Here is a 24,405-nt window from a genome sequence, read left to right on the forward strand (position 1 = left end):
GCACCCAATCACTCAACGATTCGAGCATCTTTGTTTAATCAAATGATATTTCTAATGAAATTTAAAAATTGATTATTTTTTACCATTCATAAAAATAACAAAGATGGAAGAATCATTTCCATGACGGAAAAACCACTGCCAAATTCATGCCACTTTTCAAATAAAATATTTAACAACAATCAAAAAATTTTAATAAGTAGTCTAAAGATATGGATTTATCGAAGTTAATTAAAAGTAATATTATGCAAAGATTATTTTTTGATATTAATTTTCACCTCAGACAGTATAAAAATACAAATGCATAATTTTAAATAAATAAATAAAAATTCGCACCAAATAAAAGCAACACATAAACATCCTGTTTCATTTTAATGCGATATAAAAAATCATGTTTGTTGTAGAAAAATGACAATAAAAATATTTTTTGTATATTGGTTGTTTTTTAATAATTAGTAAAAATATGAAACGCTTATTAGATAAAACTAGAACGCTTTTACACAATTTAATCTAGACCAATTGAGACTTAAAAACAGTATTTGGCACATGTCTTGCTAAAACGATTTTGTTCATTCTTTAGAGTGACCGTCTATTTAGGGGTTATAAATTCAATGAAAAATACCAATTTCGTTCAATCTAGTGCTCTGCCAAAAGCGAGCAAAAGCATACTAAAACTCAGTACCCTGAGCCTCAGTATGTTGTGTTTATCAATGACCCATGCGGCCGAAACAGAGTCACCCACAGATGAAAAAGCGACCAAAGTTGTAAAAGTTGCAGTCACAGGTTCATCGATCAAAGGTGTTGCAGCGCAGAGCGCCTCTCCTATTACGGTGATTAAAGCAGATGATCTTGCAAAGCAAGGCGTAACCACTGTCGAGGAAGCACTAACTAAAGTTAGTGCCAATCAAGCAGGATTTTCTACCGCTCAAAATGTTGGTGCAAGTAATACCGAGGGTTCATCTGCAAATCTTCGAGCATTAGGTACTGATAAAACATTAATTTTATTGAATGGTCGACGTTTAGCGTACAGTCCATTTAGTACATCAACCACAAACCTAAATATTATTCCAATGGCAATGGTTGATCGTATTGAAATTTTACGTGATGGTGCTTCAGCAATTTATGGTGCGGATGCAATTGCAGGGGTTATCAACTTTATCACCAAGAAATCATTTGAAGGATTAAATATTAGTGCTGGTTTTATTCAACCAGAACAAAGTGGCGGTGATAAACAAGACATTTCAATTTTTGGTGGTTATGGCGATCTCGATGAACAAGGCTTTAACCTCATGGGGGTTATTGACTATCGCCGTTCAAATGACATTATGGCGAAAGATCGTAAAATTAGCCGACGCGGAGGTTTAATACCTGAACTCGGTATTGATGGAACCTCTGCAAATGGATTCCCTGCAAATTTTCGTGATCCCGTTACAGGAGCCCTTGGTAATCCTTATGGAGACCAAAACTGTAATAAGGCACCAAATACTATCGCCGATGGCGGACTCTGCTATCTAAACACTCAAGCGCTGATTGGAATTGTCCCCAAAACAGAAACGATTTCTGCTTTAGGTCGAGGCACATTCAAATTAAATGATAATTTCAATGCTATCGCTGAATATGTTTACTCACGAAATGAAGTGACTACGTCAATCGCACCTGATGTTTACAGCCGCTCCGTTACCCTCCCCTCTACAAGCCCATACTATCCGGGTAATGGCATAACTCCTGATGTCGCTGGATTAAGTGGTGAACCCCTAGAACTTTACTTGAGATCACAAGCTGGGAACCGCATGTCTAATCCAGTGAATGAATCACATCGAGCATTAATTGCTTTAGAAGGTGAGGCTTACGGTTGGGACATAAATACAGGTTTATCTTATGCGCGTAGCGAAGCGACAGATGGTTTTTTTGGGGGGTATTTAAATAAAAGTAAACTCCAAGATGCTTTAAACAATGGAACTATCAACCCTTTTGGCCCTAGTGAAAATCAAGAACTTTGGAAATCCTTTGAAGTAAAAGGCGATACCAACACTGGTACACTTGCAGCCACCACATTTGACTTTACCATTAGTCGTCCAATTTACACTTTGCCCGCAGGTGACATAGGCTTTGCCTTTGGAGGTAGTTTTAGTAAACAGGACTGGAAAGCCAATGTGAACTCGGAGATTGTGAGCCAAGTTCCTGGTAGCGGTATTGATCCTAGTAAACCTGAAAGTAAAGGTAAAAGAGATATTACCGCAGCTTTTACAGAGTTACATGTCCCAATTACAAAAACCTTAGAAGCTCAACTCGCCGCTCGTTATGATGACTATAGTGATTTTGGTGATACATTTAATCCTAAAATCGCATTCCGCTGGGAACCAATTAAACAATTGATGTTCCGTACTTCATACAGTACAGGTTTCCGAGCACCTAGCTTATATGATATCAATGCACCCCAAAGTAAAACTTATACTGGTGCTCGCTACAATGATCCTGTGCTATGTCCAAACGGCAAAGCAATATCACCAGAATACCAAACTGAATGTAATACCCAATTCTACCGTACACAAGGTGGGACAAAAGACTTACAACCCGAAGAATCAACCTCAATTACCGCAGGTTTTGTTGTGGAACCCATCAAAAATTTAGTGTTCTCGGCTGATTATTACAACATCAAAATTGATGGGCTAATTAACAGCATCGGAGAAGCAATGATTTTCGGTGATCCTGAAAAATATGCAGATCGTTTCATTCGAGGAGCTGATGGTCGATTGGAATATATAAACAGTGCATTAACAAATATGGGTGGAGTTAAAACTGAAGGTATTGATTTAGCGCTAAATTATCTTTCACCTACGACTTCTACTGGTCGCTTTGGCTTCGGCATTGATGGCACATATGTTATCAAATATGACCGTCAAGAAGAGAAAGGTGGTGCATGGGAAGGTTATGTTGGTAAATATGATGATCCAGCAATCTTACGTTGGAAACATGTTGCCAACCTTAACTGGAGCTACGAAAACTGGAAAATGGTCTTCGAGCAAGAGTTTTACCGTGGCTATAAAGATCAAAACCAAATTGGTGATGAGAAATATGATAGCCACCGCGTAAGTGACTACACCTTGTACAACGTTTCAGGAACGTATAAAGGCTTTAAAAATCTAGAATTGACTGCTGGTATCAAAAATCTATTTGATGCTGAACCTTCTCCTTCGAATGTGCTCGATAACTTTCAATATGGTTATGACCCTCGCTATAGCGACGTAACGGGACGTGCATATTTCCTAAGAGGCACTTATAAATTCTAAAACTCTAACCACTGCAAGATATTCCTTTTTTATCTTGTAGTGGTTCAACGTAATCCTGATGTGTATATAAGATAAAAATTGCTACCAAGATTTTCAATCTAGCCAAAATACTTTTATATAACTCAGCGATTACATTTTCAGGAGCAATTATGGGCATACCCTTTGCTGAGAATGAAAATCAATCTGCCAAACGTCTGATTGGTCTTGGTGTGGTTTTATTTCTACATCTCGTGATCGCCTATATTTTAGTAACAAGTTTAACGACTGCAACGATTAAGCCTGTCGAGAAACCTGTCGAACTACAGATTATTCAAGATATTGAACCGCCCCCTCCACCTCCTCCACCAAAACCAGAGGAAAAACCACCTGAACCACCCAAAATGGTAGAGAAAGTGGCAAAAATGCCTGATCCACCTAAACAAGTGGAAAAAGTAACACCTGTTGCCAAACCAACGCCAACGCCACCTGTACAAAATACAGTTGCGACTCCTACAGCTACGCCTGTTGTCGCAGCACCCAGTCCGAGTCCTGTTGCAGCACCGATCGCCGCACCTGCTCCCGCACCAAAACCTGCTGGAATTTCACGTGGGGTATCAGAAGGTAGCGTAGGTTGTAAAAAACCAGACTATCCACGTGAACAAGAAATGGCTGGCGAAGAAGGAACGGTACGGATGCGTTTACTTGTCGATGGTTCTGGAAAAGTCATCGATGCCAAAGTGAACAAATCAAGTGGTGTTAAAGCGCTAGATAGAGCAGCAACACGAGCATACAGCTTATGTTCATTTACACCTGCCATGAAAGACGGTGTTCCTCAACAAGACTGGTATGAAATCGAATACACTTTCACGATCACTTAAATCAATGAATTAAATAAATTTTTTGGAGAATTTAAAATGAATAAAACAGCAAAACATATCGCTCGATTCGCGGCTATTGGTTTAATTTCAACCAGCACTTTACTCCCATTGGGCACAGTCTGGGCAGAAGAAATCGCCCAAACAACGCCTGTAACCACAGTCGTGGCGGATGAAACCACGCAAACGACAGCAACACCTCCTCCACTTCCAGCTACTGAACAAGAAGCTTATAACCCTTATGGTTTAGAAGCGCTTTGGCGTGAAGGCGATGTTATTGCCAAAACAACACTATTTATTTTGGTATTGATGTCGATTGGGACGTGGTACATCATTTTTTCTAAGGTATTCCAACAAAGTAAAGTTAAACGTCACGGTATAGAAGCTGAACGTAATTTTTGGGAAGCAGATACGCTCAATAGTGCCAAAGAAAGTTTAAATCCTAGCAGTAGTTATCGATATATCGCTGAAAAAGGAATCCACTCAACCAAACACCATGATGGTTCTTTATTAGAAAGAATTGATTTCAACACGTGGGTGACCATTTCGATCCAACGTGCAATTGAAAAAGTACAAAGCCATTTAGGTAATGGTTTGGCATTTCTCGCAACGGTTGGTTCTACAGCGCCTTTTGTTGGTTTATTTGGAACAGTTTGGGGAATCTATCACGCACTTACCGCAATCGGCATCTCAGGGCAAGCATCGATTGATAAAGTCGCAGGACCTGTTGGTGAAGCCTTGATCATGACCGCAATTGGTCTTGCTGTCGCAGTCCCTGCGGTACTCGGTTACAACTGGCTGACTCGTCGTAATAAAGCAGTGATGGACAATGTCCGTTCATTTGGTTCGGACTTACATGCTGTTTTATTGAGTGGTGAACTAAATGGCAATCACCCAAACCGTGATTCTAAATAAGGAATACGATTATGGGCATGATGATGAATTCTGGCCAAGATGACGATGATGTCATTGGTACGATTAACACAACACCGTTGGTTGATATCATGCTGGTTTTGCTGATTATCTTTTTAATCACTGTTCCAGTTGTCACACACACAGTGCCTGTGAAACTTCCTGAAGAAAAAAATACGCCTTATGCCACCACACCTCAAAATATCCAACTTTCAGTCAATAAAACTGGCGATATTTTTTGGAATGAACAAAACGTTGCAGATAAAGAAACATTACTTGCACGTTTACAAGTTGAGGCGCAAAAGCGCCCTCAGCCCGAGGTTCATATCCGTGGCGATCAACTCACGCATTATGAAGCGATTGATCAGGTGATTAGTACCACCCAACAAGCGGGTATCGGCAAAATTGCATTTGTCACTACTCCGCCTAGTTCACCTTAATCAGACGATAAGGAGTTAGTCATGGGTATGAATGTTGGTCCAAAAAGTAGTGAAGATGATGTCATGCTTGACGTCAACATGACGCCATTGATTGATGTCATGCTGGTATTATTGATCATGTTCATCATCACGATTCCGATCCCAAACAATGCCATTAATATTAATTTACCAAATGGTACGCCTCCACCGCCAACAGATCAAAAACCACCTGAAACCATCAATCTTAGAGTTGATGCACAAGGTCAGATTTTTTGGAATGATCAAACGGTTGCTGATCGTCAGGCATTAAAGGCTTTGTTTGACTCTGTTGCTCAAAAAGCAGATCAGGATCAGATTAAATTTAAACCTGATCCTCAAGCAGAATATAAAAACATTGCGATGGTCATGGCATTAGCCCAGCAAAGTGAAGTCACTAAAATTGGGATCGTGAGTAATAACTAGAAAAATAAACACTATAAATTAGGTTTCACAATTCTAAGTTCCTCCTCCGCTAACAAGTGCGCTTGTTAGCTTTTTTTATTCTATGTTTTAGTCGAATCTCTCCAACTCAATCCATTCTGCATCTGGAAAATGCTTTGCCAAATAAGCCTTTAAATAATCCGCAGTATCTTTAGAAATCAATGGGTCTTTCGATTCATCTTTTAAGTTATACACCAAAGCATGCAAACTCAAACCACGCTGTTTTAATGCTTCCAAGCTTAATAAAGTATGATTAATACTGCCTAAACGCCCAGAAGTCACCAAAATCACTGGAAATTGATGCTGCACAATATAATCAATGGTTAACAACTCTGTGGTTAATGGCACCATTAAACCACCCGCACCCTCTAACAGCACCACATCAAAACGCTGAGCAAGTTCTTTAGTTGCAGCCTCAATTTTTGCAAAATCTAACTCTCGCCCATCCAAACGCGTGGCTAAATGCGGTGAAGCTGGATAAGTAAAAATCTCAGGCATGGTCAATTTTTCATGATCTTCTTGAAACCACCCAGTCCCCATAATTTCACGATGTTTTTCGATGTCCTCGGACACATCAACATTGCCCGTTTGCACTAGCTTTTGAGTAATGGCTCGCTGTCCTTGTTCTGTCCAGAGCTTGGCGAGATACCCCGTGGCATAAGTTTTACCAATCTCAGTATCAATACCGCTGACGAAATAAATTGCTGTACTCATGCTGTTCTCCGCGCAATCACATACATAGGATGGTAAGTCAGACGAAAACCATGCTCATCATGAAATTGTTGATAATCTAAATAAAACTGTTGTAAGGATTGCTTGGTCCAGCGATGCGATTTTGCGGTCGCGGTCACGCCCGTCGCTTTCAAATGCTGCAAAACTGCTTTAGGCTGATCAAAATACAGATGCTTTTGCTCTTGCTTTATCAATAAAATCTCAAAACCATTTTCTTCTAATTGTTGTTGTAAGGTCTCTAAAGAATAATAATTCAAACCTTGTCCAGTCAGTTGCTTGATCTCAATTAAATTCTCTGCCCCAAATGTAGAAAAACCGAAATAACCATTTGATTTTAATGCTATATGAATCCGTTTCAATAATGCAGGTAGATCAGTCATCCATTGCAAAGCTGAACTGGAAATCACGGCATCTAATGATGTTGGTAAGGCAAGTTGTTCAATGTCACCAATCAACCAATTTATATTTTCCACATCAGCAAAATGCTGCTGCACGTCTTCATATAAATCATTTAAAAACAGTTGTTCAACCTGAAAATAGGATTGGAATAAATCGGTTAAATTACCAGAACCACAACCAATCTCAAGTACTGAAGCTAAAAATTCGGGACAATGCTTTTTGAGATATTCAAATAGCTGTTCGCTAATCTGCTTCTGTACCACAGCATGTTCAACATAACTTTGCCCAGCTTTGGCAAAGCGCTGCGCGACCAGTGTTTTATTTAAACTCACAAACACTCCACCAATTGTTCCAATTCAGTTTTTTGCACCAGAGAAGTCAATGAAATGCGTAAGCGTGAACTATTCTGCGGCACAGTCGGCGGACGGACTGGCATGGCATAAAAGCCTTGTTGCTGTACATATTTCGCCTTTTCAATCGCTGCCTGACTTTCGCCGACAATAATCGGAATGATATGACTACTTGATGGACTTGAAAAACCTTTCGCAATCACCGCCGTCTGTAAATACTGACTGATTTCAGCTAAATGTTGACGCTGCTGCTGCATATTTAAAACTTTGTTAAAGATAAAGTCAGACCATGCCATCGAGATTGGTGGTAACGCTGTGCTGAAAATCAAAGGACGCATTTTATTAATGAGGTAATCACGGATGATAGGATCACAAATAATATAACCGCCAATTGAAGCAATCGCTTTACCAAAAGTCCCAACAAGGAAATCAATCTGATGCAATACACTATATTGCTCAGCACAACCTAATCCTTGCTCACCTCTCACACCTATGGCATGAGCTTCATCGACATATAGCATGGTTTTAGCAAAGCGTTGTTTTAACTGAGCCAATGCAGCTAAATCGGTTTCATCACCATCCATACTAAAAATACTTTCAGTCACCACAATAATACGTTCAACTTGCTCATCTTGTTGATACTTTTGCAATAACTGTTCCAGATGTTGCAAATCATTATGACGATAACGCACATACTGAGCGTTGGATAGTCTAATACCATCAATCATACTGGCATGAACCAGTTTATCCGCCAAAATCATAGTTTTGCTATCACATAAGGCAGGCAAAATACCGATATTCATGTGATAGCCACTATTAAAAAGTAAGGCAGCTCGACCAAAAGCTTTGCTTAGGCTATTTTCAAATTGCTCATATTCTGCAAAATTACCTGTAAGTAAACGCGAAGAAGATGAACTAAACAATGCCCGTTCTATTTTCAAAGTATCGAGAAATTCCTCTCTCAAACTTAAATCTGCTGCCAAACCCAAATAGTCATTGGAGGCTAGATTCAGCATGGTTCGATCTTGGATCGTAATCCATCTTCCTTGCTGTTGATTCGAGGTAAATTGACGAAAATTGCCTTGCTGTTTGAGCTGGTCAAGCTGTTCGGCATAATGATCAAGCAAGGACATTGGCATTTGCTCCTTGCATATTTTTCACCACTTCACTCATCTGTACTAATAAGTAATTTAATTCATCATCAGTGATTACATATGGTGGCATCACATAGACCAACTTTCCAAAAGGTCGCACCCAAATGCCACGCTCAACAAACTGTTGTTGTAAGCTTTTCATATCGACACTAGAGGTTAATTCAACCACCCCAATCGCACCCAGAATACGCACATCAGCAACGTGGTCCAGCTGTGCTAAATCTGTTAATTGTTCAGCAAGAATCTTTTCTATACGCTGAATATTGCCCTGCCAATCTTGTTCAACCAATAATTGAGTACTTCTTAGAGCAACCGCACAAGCCAAAGGATTCGCCATAAAAGTTGGACCATGCATAAACACGCCAGCTTCACCACGACTAATGGTTTCAGCCACCTCTTTGGTGGTTAAGGTCGCAGACAGCGTCATATAACCACCCGTTAAACCTTTACCAATACACATGATATCTGGTTCAACTTGCGCATGTTCCCAAGCAAACATTTTACCTGTACGACCAAAACCTGTTGCGATTTCATCGAAGATCAACAATAAATTGTACTGGCTACATAAGGCTTTGGCTTGGCGCAAATATTCAGGGTTGTAAAACCGCATTCCCCCTGCACCCTGTACAATCGGTTCAATAATCAGGGCAGCTATACTGTGATGATGTTGTTCAATTTGCTGTTTGAGTTCTTGAATATCTTGTGGATTCCACTCACCATCAAAACGACTTTGCGGTGCAGGCACAAAAATTCGGTTCGGTAAACTACTACCAAATATCTGATGCATTCCCGTGACAGGATCACAGACCGACATCGCGTTCCAAGTATCACCATGATAGCCAGAACGCGTGGTAATAAAATTGGTTTTCTCAGGTTGATTCAATGCAGCCCAATATTGAACTGCCATTTTTAAAGCCACTTCAACGGACACCGAACCTGAATCCGCATAGAAAATTTTATCTAAGCTCGGCGGCGTAATTTTTAATAATAATTTACCCAACTCAATCGCTGGTTCATGGGTAAAACCACCAAACATGATATGCGCCATGTTCTGCAATTGATCAGTAACGGCTTGGTTGAGTTCAGGGTGGTTATAACCATGAATCGCACACCACCATGAAGACATACCATCAATCAAAGTGCGACCGTCTTCCAACTCAATAGTCGCACCGTAGGCACGTTTCACTTTAAAAGTTGGCAGTGGATTTAACATCGAAGTATAAGGATGCCAAATATGTTCTAAATCAAATAAATCGGTCATCCCCTATTCCTCATTCGTTAAATTAAATCTTAGTTATATCGGGGTCTTGCCGAGTGCTCATTCATTTCCAGTACAAGCCTTCGGCTCGACCTACTTTTCTTTCGGGAAAAGTAGGCAAAACCATTTGTCATCCACAAAACCTGTTCACTTTCACCATATTTTTAATTTAATCGCAGAAATCACATTTTATTGATACCGCGCAGGTTGTGGATGACGTTTCCGCGTATCAAGTTTCTGGTTAAATATTTAGAGCTAAACTTATTAATATATTAAACCTGTCAAAATCTAAAATACATTGCGAGAAATTTCATTTCTCAACAAGATTAAACCGTCTGTTTAAGAAAATCCTCAATTATTTGCACAGTTTCATTCACCATAAAACATGGAAAACCATGTGATGCACCACCAACCGAAACAATAGATTGATTCTTTGCAGCCAAGTGACGGATATTTTGAATAACTTGGTAAGGAACCAAGGCATCATGCTCTGCAAACACGTGCAACTGAGCACCTTGATAATTTTTATAGATATTGACCAGATTTAACTGCTCCAACAATTGTAACCCATGCTTAAGTAATGCAATTGGTTGTGGTTGAATCAGTTTTTGCATGGCCAAAAAATCTTTTTTAGCGGAACTTGCACCTTGACATACCAGTAGCCCGAACCGTTTTAAGGTGGTAATCGCATCTTGCTCAAATGACTGCTTAAACTGAATAAAGGTCTCGACGGGCATCGCTGTCATCCAATTTTCTTGGGCGACAAAACACGGATTTGAAGCTAGCGTAATTAAAACCTTTTGCTCTGTATATTGCTGCTGGATCAAATTGACCAACAATGTTGCAAGTTCACCGCCTAAAGACCATCCCACAATCACATCATATTTTCGTGCAAGTTCAACATGCTGTTCTAAAACACCGTCATCAAAAGTATTAAAAATATTGATTCGTTCAACCTGATGTCCTTGTTGTGCTAAAGCATCATGTAAAGGTTTTAATAATTCAACGCCACCGCCCCATCCTGTGATGAGTAAAATCTTTTGCTTCACCTTATGACCCAATTATGCAAACTTTAAAAATTATAACCTGTTTTTTCTAATCATTATTTTCCAAATCAACCAATAATGTCGCAGGAATGACACGTTCCCAATTTTGTTTCAATTTAATTTACACCGACATCCACTCTATTTTCCTTTTAGTTATACTTCATTTAAATTCAACTATATAAAACAATCAAAAGCCCTGTAAAGAATTTACTCACACATCAAATTTTTAAATTTGCTAAAGTAAGCGTCTACCACACTTTGAGATCAAGATGATGGCTACGATAAAATCCAAAGTTCTTATTCTATGTAGTTCTCTTATTTTACTTAGCGCACCAAGTTTAGGTAGCGCACAAAGCACCTTATTTTCTAAGCAAAATACCGCTCAAAAAGAATGGGTCGGACAATCTGCTCCCGATTTCAAATTACAAGATCAAAATGGCAAATGGCATACTTTAAGCCAATATAAAGGCAAATGGGTGGTACTCTATTTCTACCCTAAAGATAACACCGCAGGTTGTACTGAAGAAGCCAACCAATTTAAATCACTCTATCCACAATTTTTAAAGTCGAATGCGGTTGTGTTAGGCGTCAGTTTAGATGATGTTGCTTCGCATCAAAAGTTCTCTGAAAAGTTAGGCTTACCCTTCCCAATTCTAGCGGATGAAAAAGGCACACTCGCCAGTAAATTTGGCATCGTCAGAAATTTAGGCGTAACCAAAATCGCGAAACGAGAAAGTTTTCTCATCAATCCACAAGGCGCAATTCTGTATCACTATACCAGTGTGAATACACAGACCCATGCGGATCAAGTCTTGAAAGATTTAAATACTGCTCAAAAGAAATAAATTACCCAAAAAAACTCAGCCATAAAGCTGAGTTTTTTAATTTATAAATTTTACATTTGCGATTGAATATAATTCTGTAAACCAATCAATTCAATTAAACGCAATTGTTTTTCTAACCAATAAGTATGATCTTCTTCTGTATCAGAAAGCTGCTGGCGCAACATATCACGGCTAATATAATCGCCTTTTTCTTCACAGAGCTTAATACCAACCGCAAGTTTTTCGCGAACATGATATTCAAGCGCTAAATCTGCTTTTAAACAGCTCACAACATCTGTACCCACATTGATGTCTTCGCGGTTCATATTCGGTTTTGCTTCCAAAAACAATACACGACGAATGATTGCATCGGCGTGAGAAGCTTCTTCCTGCATCTCATGATCAATGCGCTCATAAATCTTGCTCAAACCCCAATCTTCATACATTCTTGAATGAATTAAATATTGATCACGAGCAGCCAATTCACCGCCAATGAGCATATTTAAATAGTCGATGACTTCTGGATTGCCACGCATAATACTTACTCCTTTCGAATACATTTATTATGAGCAACTTAGAGTTTAATTGCAAAATTATAATTGTGTAAGTTTATGATTTTTATAAAATTAAAATGAGAAACATACGCATTTACAGTTCTAATTAACCCAATTTATTGAAATAAAATAAGCCTTTGCAGTAGATAAACTCTTTTGGCTCACCATGAATTTACTAAAAATGGCATATTTTGTTTTTTGTAACGATTGGCAATGCTTCTTATTCACTCCATGAATTGATCAAAAAAAGCTAAAAAAAAAGCATTCGACAGTTGTATGTTCACATAAAACTGGTTAAATAGAATCATTTACAAAAACACAATTTGGATATACAAAATGGATAAAAGTAAACCAATCTTGGTCACTGGGGCGACGGGCTATATTGCTGGTTGGATTATTGAGCGTCTTCTAAATCAAGGATATACCGTTCATGCAACAGTTCGAGATCCATCAAAAAAGAATAAAATTCAACATCTTTATGATCTTGCTGAGAAGTCATCTGGACAAATTCACTTCTTTAAAGCTGACCTACTTCAGTTGGGTGCATTTGATGAATCAATGAAAGGCTGTGAAGTGGTCATTCATACTGCCTCTCCTTTTGTTGTCACCAACTACAAAGATGCGGTCAAAGATATTATTGAACCTGCGGTGATTGGAACAGAAAACGTATTGGACAGCGTAAACCGCACTGAATCGGTAAAACGTGTGGTTCTTACTTCAAGCATTGCATCGACCTATGGCGATGCTGTCGAAATTCTCAATACATCAAATAATGAGTTTGATGAAAGTCACTGGAACAATACCAGTAATGAAACACACCAACCTTACCCTTATTCAAAAGTCGCAGCAGAACGTAAAGCTTGGGAAATGGCTGAACAGCAAAATCGCTGGGATTTGGTCTGTATTAATCCAGCGCTGGTCATGGGTCCTTCATTAACCGCAAATACTCAATCAGGCAGTGTCGAAGTCTTACAGCAATTTGCCAATGGTATGACCTTGCTCGGTGTACCACCGATGTGGAATGGAATCGTTGATGTTCGTGATGTCGCAGATGCGCACATTCAAGCAGCGATCAATACTAATGCGAAAGGACGTTATATTATTAGCGGCGGCACTTTAAGTTTATTGGAAATGGGGAAAATCTTACGTCAGAATTTTGGCAATAAATTTCCATTCCCGCGAAATCAACTGCCTAAATCTGCGTTTAAATTATTCGGTCCACTAGCAGGATTTTCCAAATCATTTGTCGAACTGAATATGGGCTATCCAATTTATTTTAATGCGCAAAAGAGTCAGCAAGAGCTTGGGATTCAGTACAGAAATATCGAATCAAGTGTGGTTGAACACTTTCAACAACTACTAGATGATGGTGTGGTGCGAAAATATATTTAAGATAATGCTGTAGGCAGCGATGGTAATCGCTGCCTACAATTTTTACGAATACTGCGCCAAGAATTCCAAAAACTCTTGTTCATTCAAAACTCTAATTTCCAGTTTCTGCGCTTTCTCCAACTTACTACCTGCTTTTTCACCAGCAACCACACATTTAGTTTTACTCGACACACTGCCACTCACACGAGCACCCAAGGCTTGAAGCTTTTGAGTTGCCTCATCACGCCCCATCGTTTCTAGCGTACCCGTCACCACCCAACTTTCCCCATTTAATGGTTGGCGTGTTGGTGCTGTTGGTGCATCCCAGTGAATCCCCGCAGCCAATAAACGGTCTAAAACTTCTAGGTTGTGCGTCGCTTGGAAAAAGTCTGCAATCCACTCTGCAGTGATGTCACCAACATCAGGTGTTTTCTTTAGTGCTTCAACATCAGCTTGTTTTAAAGCTTCAAGTGTTTGAAACGTATTGGCAAGCATCCGTGCTGTTGTTTCACCGACACCACGAATTCCTAATGCATAAATAAAACGCGCTAATGTGGTTTTTTTACTGGCTTCAATCGCATCAATCAGATTCTGGACAGACTTCTCCCCCATTTTTTCAATAGTCAGTAACGTCGCCCGATGTTCATGCAGGTGATAAATATCAGCAACGTCTTTCAACAAATCAAGGTGTAAAAGTGACTCCACCCATCGATCACCCAAGCCTTCAATGTCTAAAGCTTTACGAGATACAAAATGACGGATCGCTTCAATACGTTGCGCAGCACAATACAAACCGCCTGAACAACGTGCTAATGCCTCTCCTTCTGGCATTACTACGGGTGAATCACATACTGGACAATTCGTAGGGAGATGTACGATTTCTGAATCGGCAGGTCGGAATTCAGCCCAGACTTTCTCTACTTTAGGAATCACATCACCACTGCGATACACGCTGACCGTATCTCCAATGCGCACATCCAAGCGATGAATTTCACCAATATTATGCAAAGTTACGTTGGATACCATTACCCCACCAACATTCACGGGGCTAAGCCTTGCAACAGGAGTCAATGTGCCAGTACGACCCACTTGCCAATCAATATTTTCAACTTTAGTGAGTGCAGCTTGTGCAGGAAATTTATAAGCCGTGGCCCAACGTGGTTCGCGACTGAGGAATCCGAGTTGCTGCTGCTGTTTAAGGCTATCAACCTTCACCACCATGCCATCAATTTCAACTTTTAAATCTGGACGCTCTTGCTGAATCTGTTCATAGCGTTGCTGTACTTCATCAATCGAAGCACAGAGAAATTGTCGCTCTGCGATTTCAAATCCAAATTTAGTCAACCAATGTAAACTATCATGCATGGTCGGCAAGTTATGATGTGGCTCGCATTGCGCGATTCCATAGGCATAGAATGCTAATGGACGCGATGCAGCGATATTTGGATCTAGCTGTCTTAGGCTTCCTGCTGCGGCATTACGCGGATTGGCAAAGGTTTTATGACCTTTGGCTTCTTGGTCTGCATTGAGCTTTTCAAAGCCTTGCTTTGGCATCAGGACTTCGCCACGCACTTCTAAAAATTGCGGAATCTCTTGATATTGACTGGATAATACTTTTGGTAAATTACGAATAGTTTTAACATTTTGAGTGATATCTTCACCCGTCTCCCCATCGCCACGGGTCACGCCTCGAACCAGTACACCCTGTTCATACCACAATGAAATCGCCAAACCATCCAGTTTTAATTCCACTTCATATTGGACTTTTTGATTTGGTAAACGCTCATCAATACGGCGGGCAAAAGCAAACAAATCTTCTTGATTAAAAACATTACCCAAAGACAGCATCGGAACTTTATGTGTGACGCTTTCAAATTTAGAGAGTGCTTGCCCACCGACTTTATTGGTTGGTGTATCTGCCTGTACAAGCTCAGGGTGTTGTTGTTCTAAAGCTTTAAGTTGATGAAACAAATGGTCATATTCACTATCTGAAATGGAAGGCTGATCCATGACATAGTACGCATGATTGTGTTTTGCAATGAGTTGAATCAATTGACGCATTTGCTCAATCACTGAATTTTGTTCCATTTGTTTTTCACCATATAAAAGGGCGGAAAAACCGCCCTATAAAACATTTCACTGAATTTATTATAAAAGATTAATCATGTTGCTGCTTGATTTGGACGATAATCAATCACATGATGACGCCAATGTTCTTTCAGCTGCGGCGTGAACTCCAGATTATTTTCGTCATAGACTTTGCCATCCACTTCACGTGCAATTAAGCCCGCAATACTGGTCATCATGTCATAACCTGTGACTGCCTTGCTATTTGGCAATGCCAAGAAAAATGCCAAACCTTGCACTTGTTCAGTCGACAAGGTTTCCAAATCAAAACCAGCAGGACCATGATCCGTAATACGCAATACAGAGAACATTAATGCACTTGGTTCATCGGTATTTTCATAACGATGGAAGCACGACATCTCACCAAAACGTAGACCATATTTAAGTAGAACTTTTAATGCCTTATCACCAGATAACGCACGGCGTGGGTTTGGATAAACATTAAGGGCGATAATCTGTTCAGCCGTTGCTAATGCACTTTCATCATCATAACGTTGCTGTTCATGCAGATGTACATCCAAAATATTACTCTCGCCTTCAAATTCTGCGATTGCGACTGTCTCGATATCTGGATTGAAACTTAATTCTGATTCAGACTTGGTGTCCCCATCCTTTTCCATCGCCTCGGTTTCTGCTGATGCGACTTGTTCTATGTCTACCGTTTTTTCTGCTTGCTGCTCAGTGGTTTCAGTTTCACTAATCAGATCAGTCTCGCCCTGCTTCACAACTTCAACTGTAGAAGCATCTGTAACCGTAGTGGTTTTTTCTTCAACTGCAACAGGTACAGCAACTTGCGGTTCCTGTTCAATCGTTTCAACCTTTAAACTTGGTTCAACACGGTCTGTTTCGGTGATCACGTTATCATGTTGCAATTGATCACGCACATGACGCGGAATAACAGGCTGATTACTTTCAGGGTTAATATGCAAATCAGTTTCTAATGAAGGCTCAACTGGTTTAGGTTTTCTTAAAATCATGGTTAGGCCAACGAGCATAATCACAACGGCGATAACAATGCCTATTATTGTATTCATTTCCATACTAAGACTCCGCAACTAACCCGTATTCTTTTGCCTGTTCTAAATCAACAGTCACTAATTTTGATGTACCTGGCTCAGGCATGGTCACTCCTAACAAATCTGTTGCCATTGTCATTGCCAATTTATTATGTGTAATGTAAATGAATTGCACCTGTTCAGAAAGCTCTTTTACCAAATTACAATAACGTTGCACGTTCGCATCGTCCAGCGGCGCATCAACTTCATCCAATACGCAGAACGGCGCAGGATTCAATCTAAAAATCGCAAATACCAATGCCATTGCTGTTAAGGTCTTTTCGCCGCCTGAAAGTAGCGCCAAAGAACTGTTGCGCTTGCCTGGCGGACGCGCCATCAATTTCACGCCTGACTGCCAATCATCTTCAAGACTTAAAGTCGCTTCACCGCCACCAAACACCTTTGGAAATAATAACTGCAGCTCTTGATTGACCTGATCAAACGTACTCATAAACAACTTACGCGTTTCCTGATCAATGCTTTTCATCGCATCTTTCAGTTGAGTTACGGTATTTTGTAAATCTTGCATTTGATGGCTCAGCTCATCAAAACGCTGTGAAACTTCTTCATATTCTTGCGATGCAGCCAAGTTGACTGCTCCAATCTTTTCAAATTGTTGCTGGGCTTTTTCCAATTTCTGCTGATGGTCTTTGATTTCAATCAACACATCGGACAATGGGTCAGAATTGAGCGCTTTAAGCTGTTCTAAATAATGCTCGCGATCTGATTTAGCTGCCTGCCAAGCCAAACGTTTCTGTTCGAGTTGCTCACGTACCTGCTCATCTTTTTGCTGCGCCAAATGACGTTGTTCAGTGAGCTGTTGTTGTTTTTCTTGTACTTGATTCAGCTCAAGCTGCCATTCATTCCATGTTTTTTGCAGCTTTTCCGTTTGCTGCAATTGCTCTTGAAACTGTGACTCAAGATTTGGTAATTCAAGCTGAATCGGATCAACAAACTTCTTCGCCTGTTCAATTTGCTCAATGATTTGTCGATATTGTGTTTTTAAGAACGAAATATCTTTCTCTAACAACTCAATTTGCTGACTCGCTTGAGCGGTTTGACGACGTAAATGTTCACGCTGTTGCTGTTGTTGGGTTAAATGCTGCTGCTGTTCATCCAACTGTTCCGTTAAATTTTCGACTTGAAACTGCAAAGTCTTGTAGTTCGGCAGGACGGCTTCTAACTTGATCGCCAAAGCATGTAGATCAATTTCCAAATCATCACGCTGCATGGCATCTTCTTCAAGCTGCACATCTAGCTGTTTGAGCTGATCTGCCAGTTGCTGTTGCTGCAACACAAAAGCCTGTGCCGTACTTTGTAACTTGGCAATCTCCACATCCAGTTGTTGCAGCTCTTTTTGCTTTTGCTTCAGATGTTGCTGCTGTTGTTGCGCAGTCTGTTGCTGTTGTTGCAAAACGTGCTGTTGTTGCGAAAATTGACGTTCCAAAGCAGATAACTGCGGCTGATGTTCAGCAAGTTGTTGCTCGATTTCTTCTAAACGTACTTGATGACTCAGCAAACCCTGTGCAGTTTGGCTATCTTCATCATAAAGTAAGCCAATAACCCAATCCGCCCCAACATGATAACCATCAAGAGTTAAAATTGACTGGGCTGGGTTTAAATCTTTTTGATGATCCAATGCTAACGCTAAATTTTCAGCCACAGCGACATTTGACCATAGCGAAGATTGAGGTGATTCGATCCATTCACTTAAACAAATCAAATGCTGGATTTGAATCTGTTGCTGCTCAGATGACTTCAATTGACGCGCCACACCTTCTTGGAAAGACTGCTCATCATCCAGCAAATGCGCTTGCAACCACTTGGCTAAAAACTTCTCAATGATGGCAGCATGGGCTTTACCCTGAGCGGTCAAACGCAAGTTTTGCATCAATCGCACAGCATCTTGATGCTGCTTTGGGCTTTGCTTTGCCATCAATTGATTTAAATTCTTTCGCTCAGCCAATAAAACCTGAATATCTGTCTTGAGCGTCTGTAAATCTGTCTTACTCAACTGTTGCTGGTCTTGCTGGGTCTGCACGCTTTGCTGTAACTGCTCAATGGCTGTTTCTAGCACAACAATCTCTTGCTGTAACTGCTGCTGATGTTGCTGCAATTGCGCCTGTTCATCCTGCTGTACTTGAGCACGAATTTGACTCGTTTGCATTTGCAAGGTTTGTTTCTGTTGCTCAATGCGCGACACATTTTTTGTCAATTGTTCGATTTGAGCAGCCATTTGCAGCTTTTGCTGTTGTTGCTTGTCAACTTGGCTTTTTAACTGTTCAAACTGTTGCTGTGCTTGCTTATGTTGAGCCTGTAGATCACTTAAATTTTGCTCTGAGGATTGGGTTTGTTGTTCAAGTCCAATTAAAGCCTCGTTTTGCTCATCAAACTGAGTTGTTAAGGTTTCAACCTGTAATTCAGACAATTGCAAACGTTCTTTGCTTTGTGCTTTTTGTTGTTCAAGCTGAGCTAAACTGCTGCTGTTCTGCTGAAATAAACCCTGTTTTTGTTCCAATGTCATTTTCAATTCAGCCAGTTTTTTTTCTGCCTGTTGCCATTCTTGTTGCAATGGAGAGGACTGCTGAATTAAGCGTTGGAATAATGCACTGGTTGCCTCTAAATCATGTTCAATCGTATGTGACTCTGAACGAACCAATTTAAAGCTTTCTCCAAGCTCGGTCATTTGCAAGGTATATTCTTGCTGTAACTTATGACTTTGATCGGCTTGAAAGGACAAAATTTCTATTTTTAAAGTTCGAATTTGAGTTTCTAAGGTTTTGTATTGAATCGCAGCTTCTGACTGCCGTTTTAATGTCCGTAACTGTGATTTAAGTTCAGCCGCAATATCATCTAAGCGTGCAAGGTTTTGTTCAGTATGTTCTAAATGCTGTAAAGTCTCACGACGACGCGCTTGATAGCGAGAAACCCCTGCCGCCTCTTCAATAAACACCCGCATTTCTTCAGGTTTGGCATCTACAAGACGGTTAATCATGCCCTGTTCTATGACAGCATAAGAACGCGGCCCTAAACCTGTCCCCAAAAAGATATCGGTAATATCCCGACGACGACAGCGTGTGCCATTTAAAAAATACTCAGACTTGCCTTCACGAGTGACTTGGCGACGTACAGCAAGTTCATTATAAGCATTGTATGCGCCGCCTAATTTACCGTAAGTATTATCAAAGCGAAGTTCGACACTAGCCACACCCACTGGTTTACGCTTGGATGTTCCTGTAAAGATAACATCCTGCATACTGCCACCACGCAACTGACGTGCGCTAGACTCGCCCATAACCCAGCGAATCGCATCAATGACATTTGATTTTCCACAACCGTTTGGCCCCACAACCGCTGTACGGTTCGCCTTAAAATGTAAGGTTGTACTATCGGCAAAAGATTTAAAGCCGGAAAGTTTTAAACTGCTTAAACGCATACTGCCGTATCTTAACCCTAATTAGCGGCGTGAGCGTCTCGCCCAAGCCAATTCAATCTGTTTCATACGTGTCAGAGATTCCAACACAAGGTTGCGCAAGTGTCGACAAAAATCTTCCATAAATAAAGCAGCTTGTTGTGATTTTCGGATCAAAATAGCATCAATCACCAGTTTAAACAGGGTAAATGATTCTTGTAACTCCCGACGTGAAGTATTTAAGGTTAAAAAATAGCTACGACGTAACGATGGCAACAGTTCTTTATAAAACTGCATCAAATAAGGATTGGCCACCATATCGTGTTGTTCTGCTAAATATTTAAAGATCGCATCATAAAATTTTTCAATATCCCCTGCGCGAACAAACTCGACCAACTCATCCAACAATGCTTGTAATTGCTCTGCCTCATTGACACGCCAAGTTTCACTGATACGTTGCACGATATGACCAAGCACCATCACATTGGTATCAAATAATGCCTTGACCTGTTGAGCAGACATTTCAGAAACAATCGCCCCTCGACGCGGAAAAATTTCGATCAAATAAGTCCTTTCTAGCAATAATAATGCTTCACGGACAGATCCACGACTGACATCTAATTCTTTGGCGATGCGTAGCTCTTGAATACGTTCGCCTTCAACCAGCTCACCGCTAATGATTTGTTCACTAATATATTTTGCAATCTGTTCAGAAAGACTATCAGCCTCTTCGAGATTCATGAGTCCCTCGCTATCTTTGTTATACGCATTTTCCGATACTGGTTGTGCTTTTTTGTTTTAACTGATCTTCCTGTATAAATTCTATATCATTGTCAGACAATTTTATTGCTTTTTAAGCCAATCACGCTAAAAACACGGTTAAAACACTCAATTTGACTAAAAAACCAAGATTTTCTATTTTTAATATCAGGTATTTACATTTTTTTATCGGATTTGACCACATATCTGAAAGATAAAATATGAGCAATTTATTTTATTGACTAAAATCACATAAAATAAAAATTTAATGAGTAAAAGCACATTTTAAAACCTCACTTCTAATTATGCGATCAGCAAAATGGGGCGCTACGTAACTTCCATCAAAACATGCTTGTCGTGATGGAAGTCTATTCAGAATTCAATTAAAGAAGCTTACATCAGCCCTTTATAGACAAAATAACAACCTACGGTGACCAATAAGCCAGCGAAACATTTTTTCAGCATCGCAGGAGATAATCGATGTGCCACTTTCGCCCCCACTTTTGCAGTAATAAAGCTCATGGTACTAATACCGAGAAAAGCATAAATATGTACATAGCCAATGGTATTTGGCACATTGATTTGCTCTTTGGCACCAAACCACATAAACCCGATTGCACCTGCTGCTGCGATTGGCAAGCCACAAGCTGCCGAAGTAGCAACTGCTTTTTGCATCACCACCCCATATCGGTTTAAAAATGGAACGGTTAAACTTCCTCCACCGATCCCAAAAATCGCCGAGGCAACACCAATACCTCCACCCGCAGCAAACTGGATCGGTGCAGAAGGCAAATGGCGACTAGAATTGACTATCGCATAAGCTCCTCTGAACATTTTAAATGCCATCCAAATCGCAAATACACCGATCACAAGCTGCAAATGCTGCCCAGACATCAGATCGGCAATCCCAGCACCAAGAAATGAGCCTAGGACCAATCCTGGCGCTAAATTTTGGAATACTGACCATAACACCGCACCTTGCCGATGATGTGCCATCACCGAGCTAATTGAGGTCACAATGATCGTTGCCAAGGAAGTACCAATCGCAATATGCATAATGACATTCGGGTCATAATTCATTTGAGTAAAGACGATATATAAAATTGGTACAATAATTAAACCACCACCTACGCCGAATAGCCCCGCTGTAAATCCTGCGATTGCACCAATCAACAAATATATGATTAACTCCATAAACACATGACCACTCTACTTTTAAAACGATGGATGATTTCGCAACTCGCCAGTTACAGCAATTATTGAACGCAAAAAATCAATATCCTGAAGTGGTTTTACTCAAAACGACCACAACATCGACCAATGATGATATGCGTGAAATTGCACAAAAAGGTATTACTACAGGCTTGGTGTGCAGTGCACAACAGACGCAAGGTCGTGGTCAGCACCAGCGACAATGGGCGTCACCTGAAGGCAACATTTATTTAAGCACACTGATTCAAAGCAAAACAGCTTTAGATGGGCGTCTTGCACTTGAAGTTGCCCTTAATATTTTACAGATGCCAAGCCTGCAAGGTTTAGACCTACAAGTCAAATGGCCCAATGATTTATATAGCCCACAAGGTAAATGGGGCGGGGTTTTGGTTGAGCCATTATCCGCCAATCAAGCCATTGTGGGTGTGGGAATCAATTTAAATACCCCAGCGATTGAAAGTGCAGATCAACCGATTGCTTCTTTACAGATGTTAGGTTTAGAGCAGATTGATCGCTTAAGTTTGATCGCTGAGTTGTATACGGCGATTCAACAAGCCTCGCGATGGTTTGAACATGGTTGTTATAATTTAGCAGATCGTTTTAATCACCATGCGATTTGGTTAAATCAACAGGTTGAGTTTGAACATGCTCAAGGCAAAGTTCTGGGCATTTTTCAAGGGATTTCAAATGATGGCGCAGTCATGATCCAAACAAATCAACTACAGCACTTCTATCAAGGTCGTTTACGACTTGCGTCCGTTTGAGGAAATTATCGTCCTATGAAAAGCTTATGGCTCGATATTGGTAACACCCGCTTAAAATACTGGATCACAGAACAAGATCAGGTGATTGAACACGCTGCCGAATTACATCTACAGTCTCCTGCTGATTTATTATTAGGTTTGATTCAACACTTCCGCTATCAAAATTTGAGTCGGGTGGGCATTTCTTCAGTGCTGGATACTGAAAATAATCAGCGTATCCAAATCATTCTCGATATTTTGGATATCCCGATTATTTTTGCACAAGTTCATGCCGATTACGCAGGATTGACATGTGGTTACGATGATCCTAGTCAACTCGGGATTGACCGTTGGCTACAAGTCTTGGCAGTGGCAAAGCCGAATGAAAGCTTTTGTGTCATCGGTTGCGGCACGGCGCTCACAATTGACCTCGTGAAAGATTTACAACATTTAGGTGGCTATATCCTGCCAAATTTGTATCTGCAGCGCGATGCACTTATTCAAAATACCAAAGGCATTAAAATTCCTGATTCCGCCTTTGATAATTTAAAACCCGGTCACAATACTGTAGATGCAGTTCATCATGGCATTTTACTGGGGCTGATCAGTAGCATTGATCAAATCATGCAACAGTCACCAAAAAGTCTGGTCTTAACAGGAGGTGATGCACATTTATTTGCCAAGTTCTTAGATCACTATCAACCACAAGTAGAATCAGATTTATTATTGAAGGGATTGAAAACCTATGTTCAACTCAATTCGGCTTTAACTAAAGTTTGAAGTATCTGTAATAATTGTGAAAATTCAATATAACCATCTTCGGCACGAAAATGCCCAGCCTGAGTCACCTCAATCAGTTGGGCATTTAATAGATGTGAAAATTTAAAGCTGAACGGAACTGGAACAATAGGATCATTGCTAGAGAACAGCACCACACGACGCTGGATATTTTGTCTCAATATTCCGCTATCAAAAGTGGAATGAGCAATAAATAAATTCAACTCAGGATGCTGAGGCAACGATTCATGAAAAGCCGCGATAAATATCCCGGCTTTAATGGTTTGTTGTTGCAGCTTCTTTGTAAGAAACTGAGCAACAGCCACGCAGGAAAGACCATGAGCAACCACAATACTGTGCTCATTTAATTTTTTTAACTGCGCCTCTAAACATGTTTGCCAAATTTCGCTATCTGGATGGCATGCATCAGCCAAAAAAATACGCTCAACAGTTACATCCTGATGCTTGAGCTGTTGTTCCAGCCACAAATACCAATGTTGGTCTGGATCTGCATTTTCACAATGTGCGAGATACACCGTATTGCTTGTTTTATGCGACATAATTAACACTATTTTCAATATAAAACATAGATTTAAAACCAATTTTCTTCTTTTAATCTTTGATTAGATATTGATCTTTTGTATCAATTTTATACAGAATACAGCCATTCAAACTCAATA

21 protein-coding genes are annotated in these 24,405 nt (G+C 40.2%); 9 read left to right on the top strand and 12 right to left on the bottom strand.

What is annotated here, in order from left to right:
- Window positions 1-608: 608 nt before the first annotated feature.
- The 5 genes from EXE30_RS08680 (at window position 609) to EXE30_RS08700 (ending at window position 5,934) form a co-directional block, all read left to right on the top strand.
- The gene (locus EXE30_RS08680; RefSeq protein WP_165382393.1) at window positions 609-3,287 is read left to right on the top strand and encodes a TonB-dependent receptor; all 2,679 of its coding nucleotides are present in this window, start codon (window positions 609-611) and stop codon (window positions 3,285-3,287) included.
- Window positions 3,288-3,436: 149 nt separating this feature from the next.
- A complete protein-coding gene (locus EXE30_RS08685; RefSeq protein ID WP_130162039.1) occupies window positions 3,437-4,144 on the top strand; it encodes an energy transducer TonB in 708 nt (235 codons plus the stop codon).
- 36 nt (window positions 4,145-4,180) lie between these two features.
- Window positions 4,181-5,056, top strand: coding sequence for a MotA/TolQ/ExbB proton channel family protein (locus EXE30_RS08690; protein ID WP_130162040.1), 876 nt, complete (start codon window positions 4,181-4,183; stop codon window positions 5,054-5,056).
- Between the two features lie 11 nt (window positions 5,057-5,067).
- Entirely contained in the window at window positions 5,068-5,493 is a 426-nt protein-coding gene (locus EXE30_RS08695; protein ID WP_004669976.1) for an ExbD/TolR family protein, read from the top strand.
- 21 nt (window positions 5,494-5,514) lie between these two features.
- Window positions 5,515-5,934: an ExbD/TolR family protein gene (locus EXE30_RS08700; RefSeq protein WP_130162041.1), complete on the top strand. Its 420-nt coding sequence runs from the start codon at window positions 5,515-5,517 to the stop codon at window positions 5,932-5,934.
- Window positions 5,935-6,021: 87 nt separating this feature from the next.
- On the opposite strand, the gene bioD is transcribed toward EXE30_RS08700, so the two are convergent.
- The 5 genes from bioD to EXE30_RS08730 form a co-directional block, all read right to left on the bottom strand.
- Entirely contained in the window at window positions 6,022-6,666 is a 645-nt protein-coding gene (gene bioD, locus EXE30_RS08705) for a dethiobiotin synthase (RefSeq protein ID WP_130162042.1), read from the bottom strand.
- The gene (bioC, locus tag EXE30_RS08710) at window positions 6,663-7,415 is read right to left on the bottom strand and encodes a malonyl-ACP O-methyltransferase BioC (protein ID WP_130162043.1); all 753 of its coding nucleotides are present in this window, start codon (window positions 7,413-7,415) and stop codon (window positions 6,663-6,665) included. Before bioC ends, bioD begins: the two co-directional genes overlap by 4 nt.
- Complete coding sequence (locus EXE30_RS08715) at window positions 7,412-8,566, bottom strand: 8-amino-7-oxononanoate synthase (RefSeq protein WP_130162044.1); 1,155 nt, start codon at window positions 8,564-8,566, stop codon at window positions 7,412-7,414. Before EXE30_RS08715 ends, bioC begins: the two co-directional genes overlap by 4 nt.
- Complete coding sequence (gene bioA / locus EXE30_RS08720; protein WP_130162045.1) at window positions 8,553-9,848, bottom strand: adenosylmethionine--8-amino-7-oxononanoate transaminase; 1,296 nt, start codon at window positions 9,846-9,848, stop codon at window positions 8,553-8,555. The genes EXE30_RS08715 and bioA overlap by 14 nt, the downstream gene beginning before the upstream one ends.
- Window positions 9,849-10,171: 323 nt before the next feature.
- On the bottom strand, window positions 10,172-10,906 hold the full coding sequence (locus EXE30_RS08730) for an alpha/beta hydrolase family protein (protein ID WP_130162046.1): 735 nt from the start codon (window positions 10,904-10,906) through the stop codon (window positions 10,172-10,174).
- A gap of 254 nt (window positions 10,907-11,160) precedes the next feature.
- On the opposite strand from EXE30_RS08730, the gene EXE30_RS08735 reads away from it, so the two are divergent.
- Window positions 11,161-11,736 (top strand): peroxiredoxin, encoded by a 576-nt coding sequence (locus EXE30_RS08735; protein WP_165382394.1) that lies wholly within the window; start codon window positions 11,161-11,163, stop codon window positions 11,734-11,736.
- A 50-nt stretch (window positions 11,737-11,786) separates the two neighbouring features.
- Here EXE30_RS08735 and ftn read toward each other — a convergent pair whose 3' ends face one another.
- On the bottom strand, window positions 11,787-12,251 hold the full coding sequence (gene ftn, locus EXE30_RS08740) for a heteropolymeric bacterioferritin subunit Ftn (RefSeq protein ID WP_004669950.1): 465 nt from the start codon (window positions 12,249-12,251) through the stop codon (window positions 11,787-11,789).
- A gap of 354 nt (window positions 12,252-12,605) precedes the next feature.
- Here ftn and EXE30_RS08745 point away from each other — a divergent pair, with 354 nt between their 5' ends.
- On the top strand, window positions 12,606-13,661 hold the full coding sequence (locus tag EXE30_RS08745; protein WP_130162047.1) for an SDR family oxidoreductase: 1,056 nt from the start codon (window positions 12,606-12,608) through the stop codon (window positions 13,659-13,661).
- A 42-nt stretch (window positions 13,662-13,703) separates the two neighbouring features.
- On the opposite strand, the gene ligA is transcribed toward EXE30_RS08745, so the two are convergent.
- From ligA to EXE30_RS08770, 5 genes are all read right to left on the bottom strand, one after another.
- Entirely contained in the window at window positions 13,704-15,728 is a 2,025-nt protein-coding gene (gene ligA, locus EXE30_RS08750; protein WP_130162048.1) for an NAD-dependent DNA ligase LigA, read from the bottom strand.
- Between the two features lie 74 nt (window positions 15,729-15,802).
- Entirely contained in the window at window positions 15,803-16,807 is a 1,005-nt protein-coding gene (locus EXE30_RS08755) for a cell division protein ZipA C-terminal FtsZ-binding domain-containing protein (protein WP_130162049.1), read from the bottom strand.
- A 1-nt stretch (window position 16,808) separates the two neighbouring features.
- A complete protein-coding gene (gene smc / locus EXE30_RS08760) occupies window positions 16,809-20,258 on the bottom strand; it encodes a chromosome segregation protein SMC (RefSeq protein WP_130162050.1) in 3,450 nt (1,149 codons plus the stop codon).
- Between the two features lie 21 nt (window positions 20,259-20,279).
- A complete protein-coding gene (locus tag EXE30_RS08765) occupies window positions 20,280-20,975 on the bottom strand; it encodes a GntR family transcriptional regulator (protein ID WP_004669914.1) in 696 nt (231 codons plus the stop codon).
- 411 nt (window positions 20,976-21,386) lie between these two features.
- Entirely contained in the window at window positions 21,387-22,187 is an 801-nt protein-coding gene (locus EXE30_RS08770) for a sulfite exporter TauE/SafE family protein (RefSeq protein ID WP_130162051.1), read from the bottom strand.
- 29 nt (window positions 22,188-22,216) lie between these two features.
- On the opposite strand from EXE30_RS08770, the gene EXE30_RS08775 reads away from it, so the two are divergent.
- Complete coding sequence (locus tag EXE30_RS08775) at window positions 22,217-22,969, top strand: biotin--[acetyl-CoA-carboxylase] ligase (protein ID WP_130162052.1); 753 nt, start codon at window positions 22,217-22,219, stop codon at window positions 22,967-22,969.
- Between the two features lie 15 nt (window positions 22,970-22,984).
- Entirely contained in the window at window positions 22,985-23,728 is a 744-nt protein-coding gene (locus tag EXE30_RS08780; RefSeq protein ID WP_121930141.1) for a pantothenate kinase, read from the top strand.
- Here EXE30_RS08780 and EXE30_RS08785 read toward each other — a convergent pair.
- Entirely contained in the window at window positions 23,698-24,285 is a 588-nt protein-coding gene (locus tag EXE30_RS08785) for an RBBP9/YdeN family alpha/beta hydrolase (RefSeq protein ID WP_130162053.1), read from the bottom strand. The genes EXE30_RS08780 and EXE30_RS08785 overlap by 31 nt on opposite strands.
- Window positions 24,286-24,405: the final 120 nt, after the last annotated feature.

The organism is Acinetobacter halotolerans, from assembly GCF_004208515.1.
Lineage (GTDB): Bacteria > Pseudomonadota > Gammaproteobacteria > Pseudomonadales > Moraxellaceae > Acinetobacter > Acinetobacter halotolerans.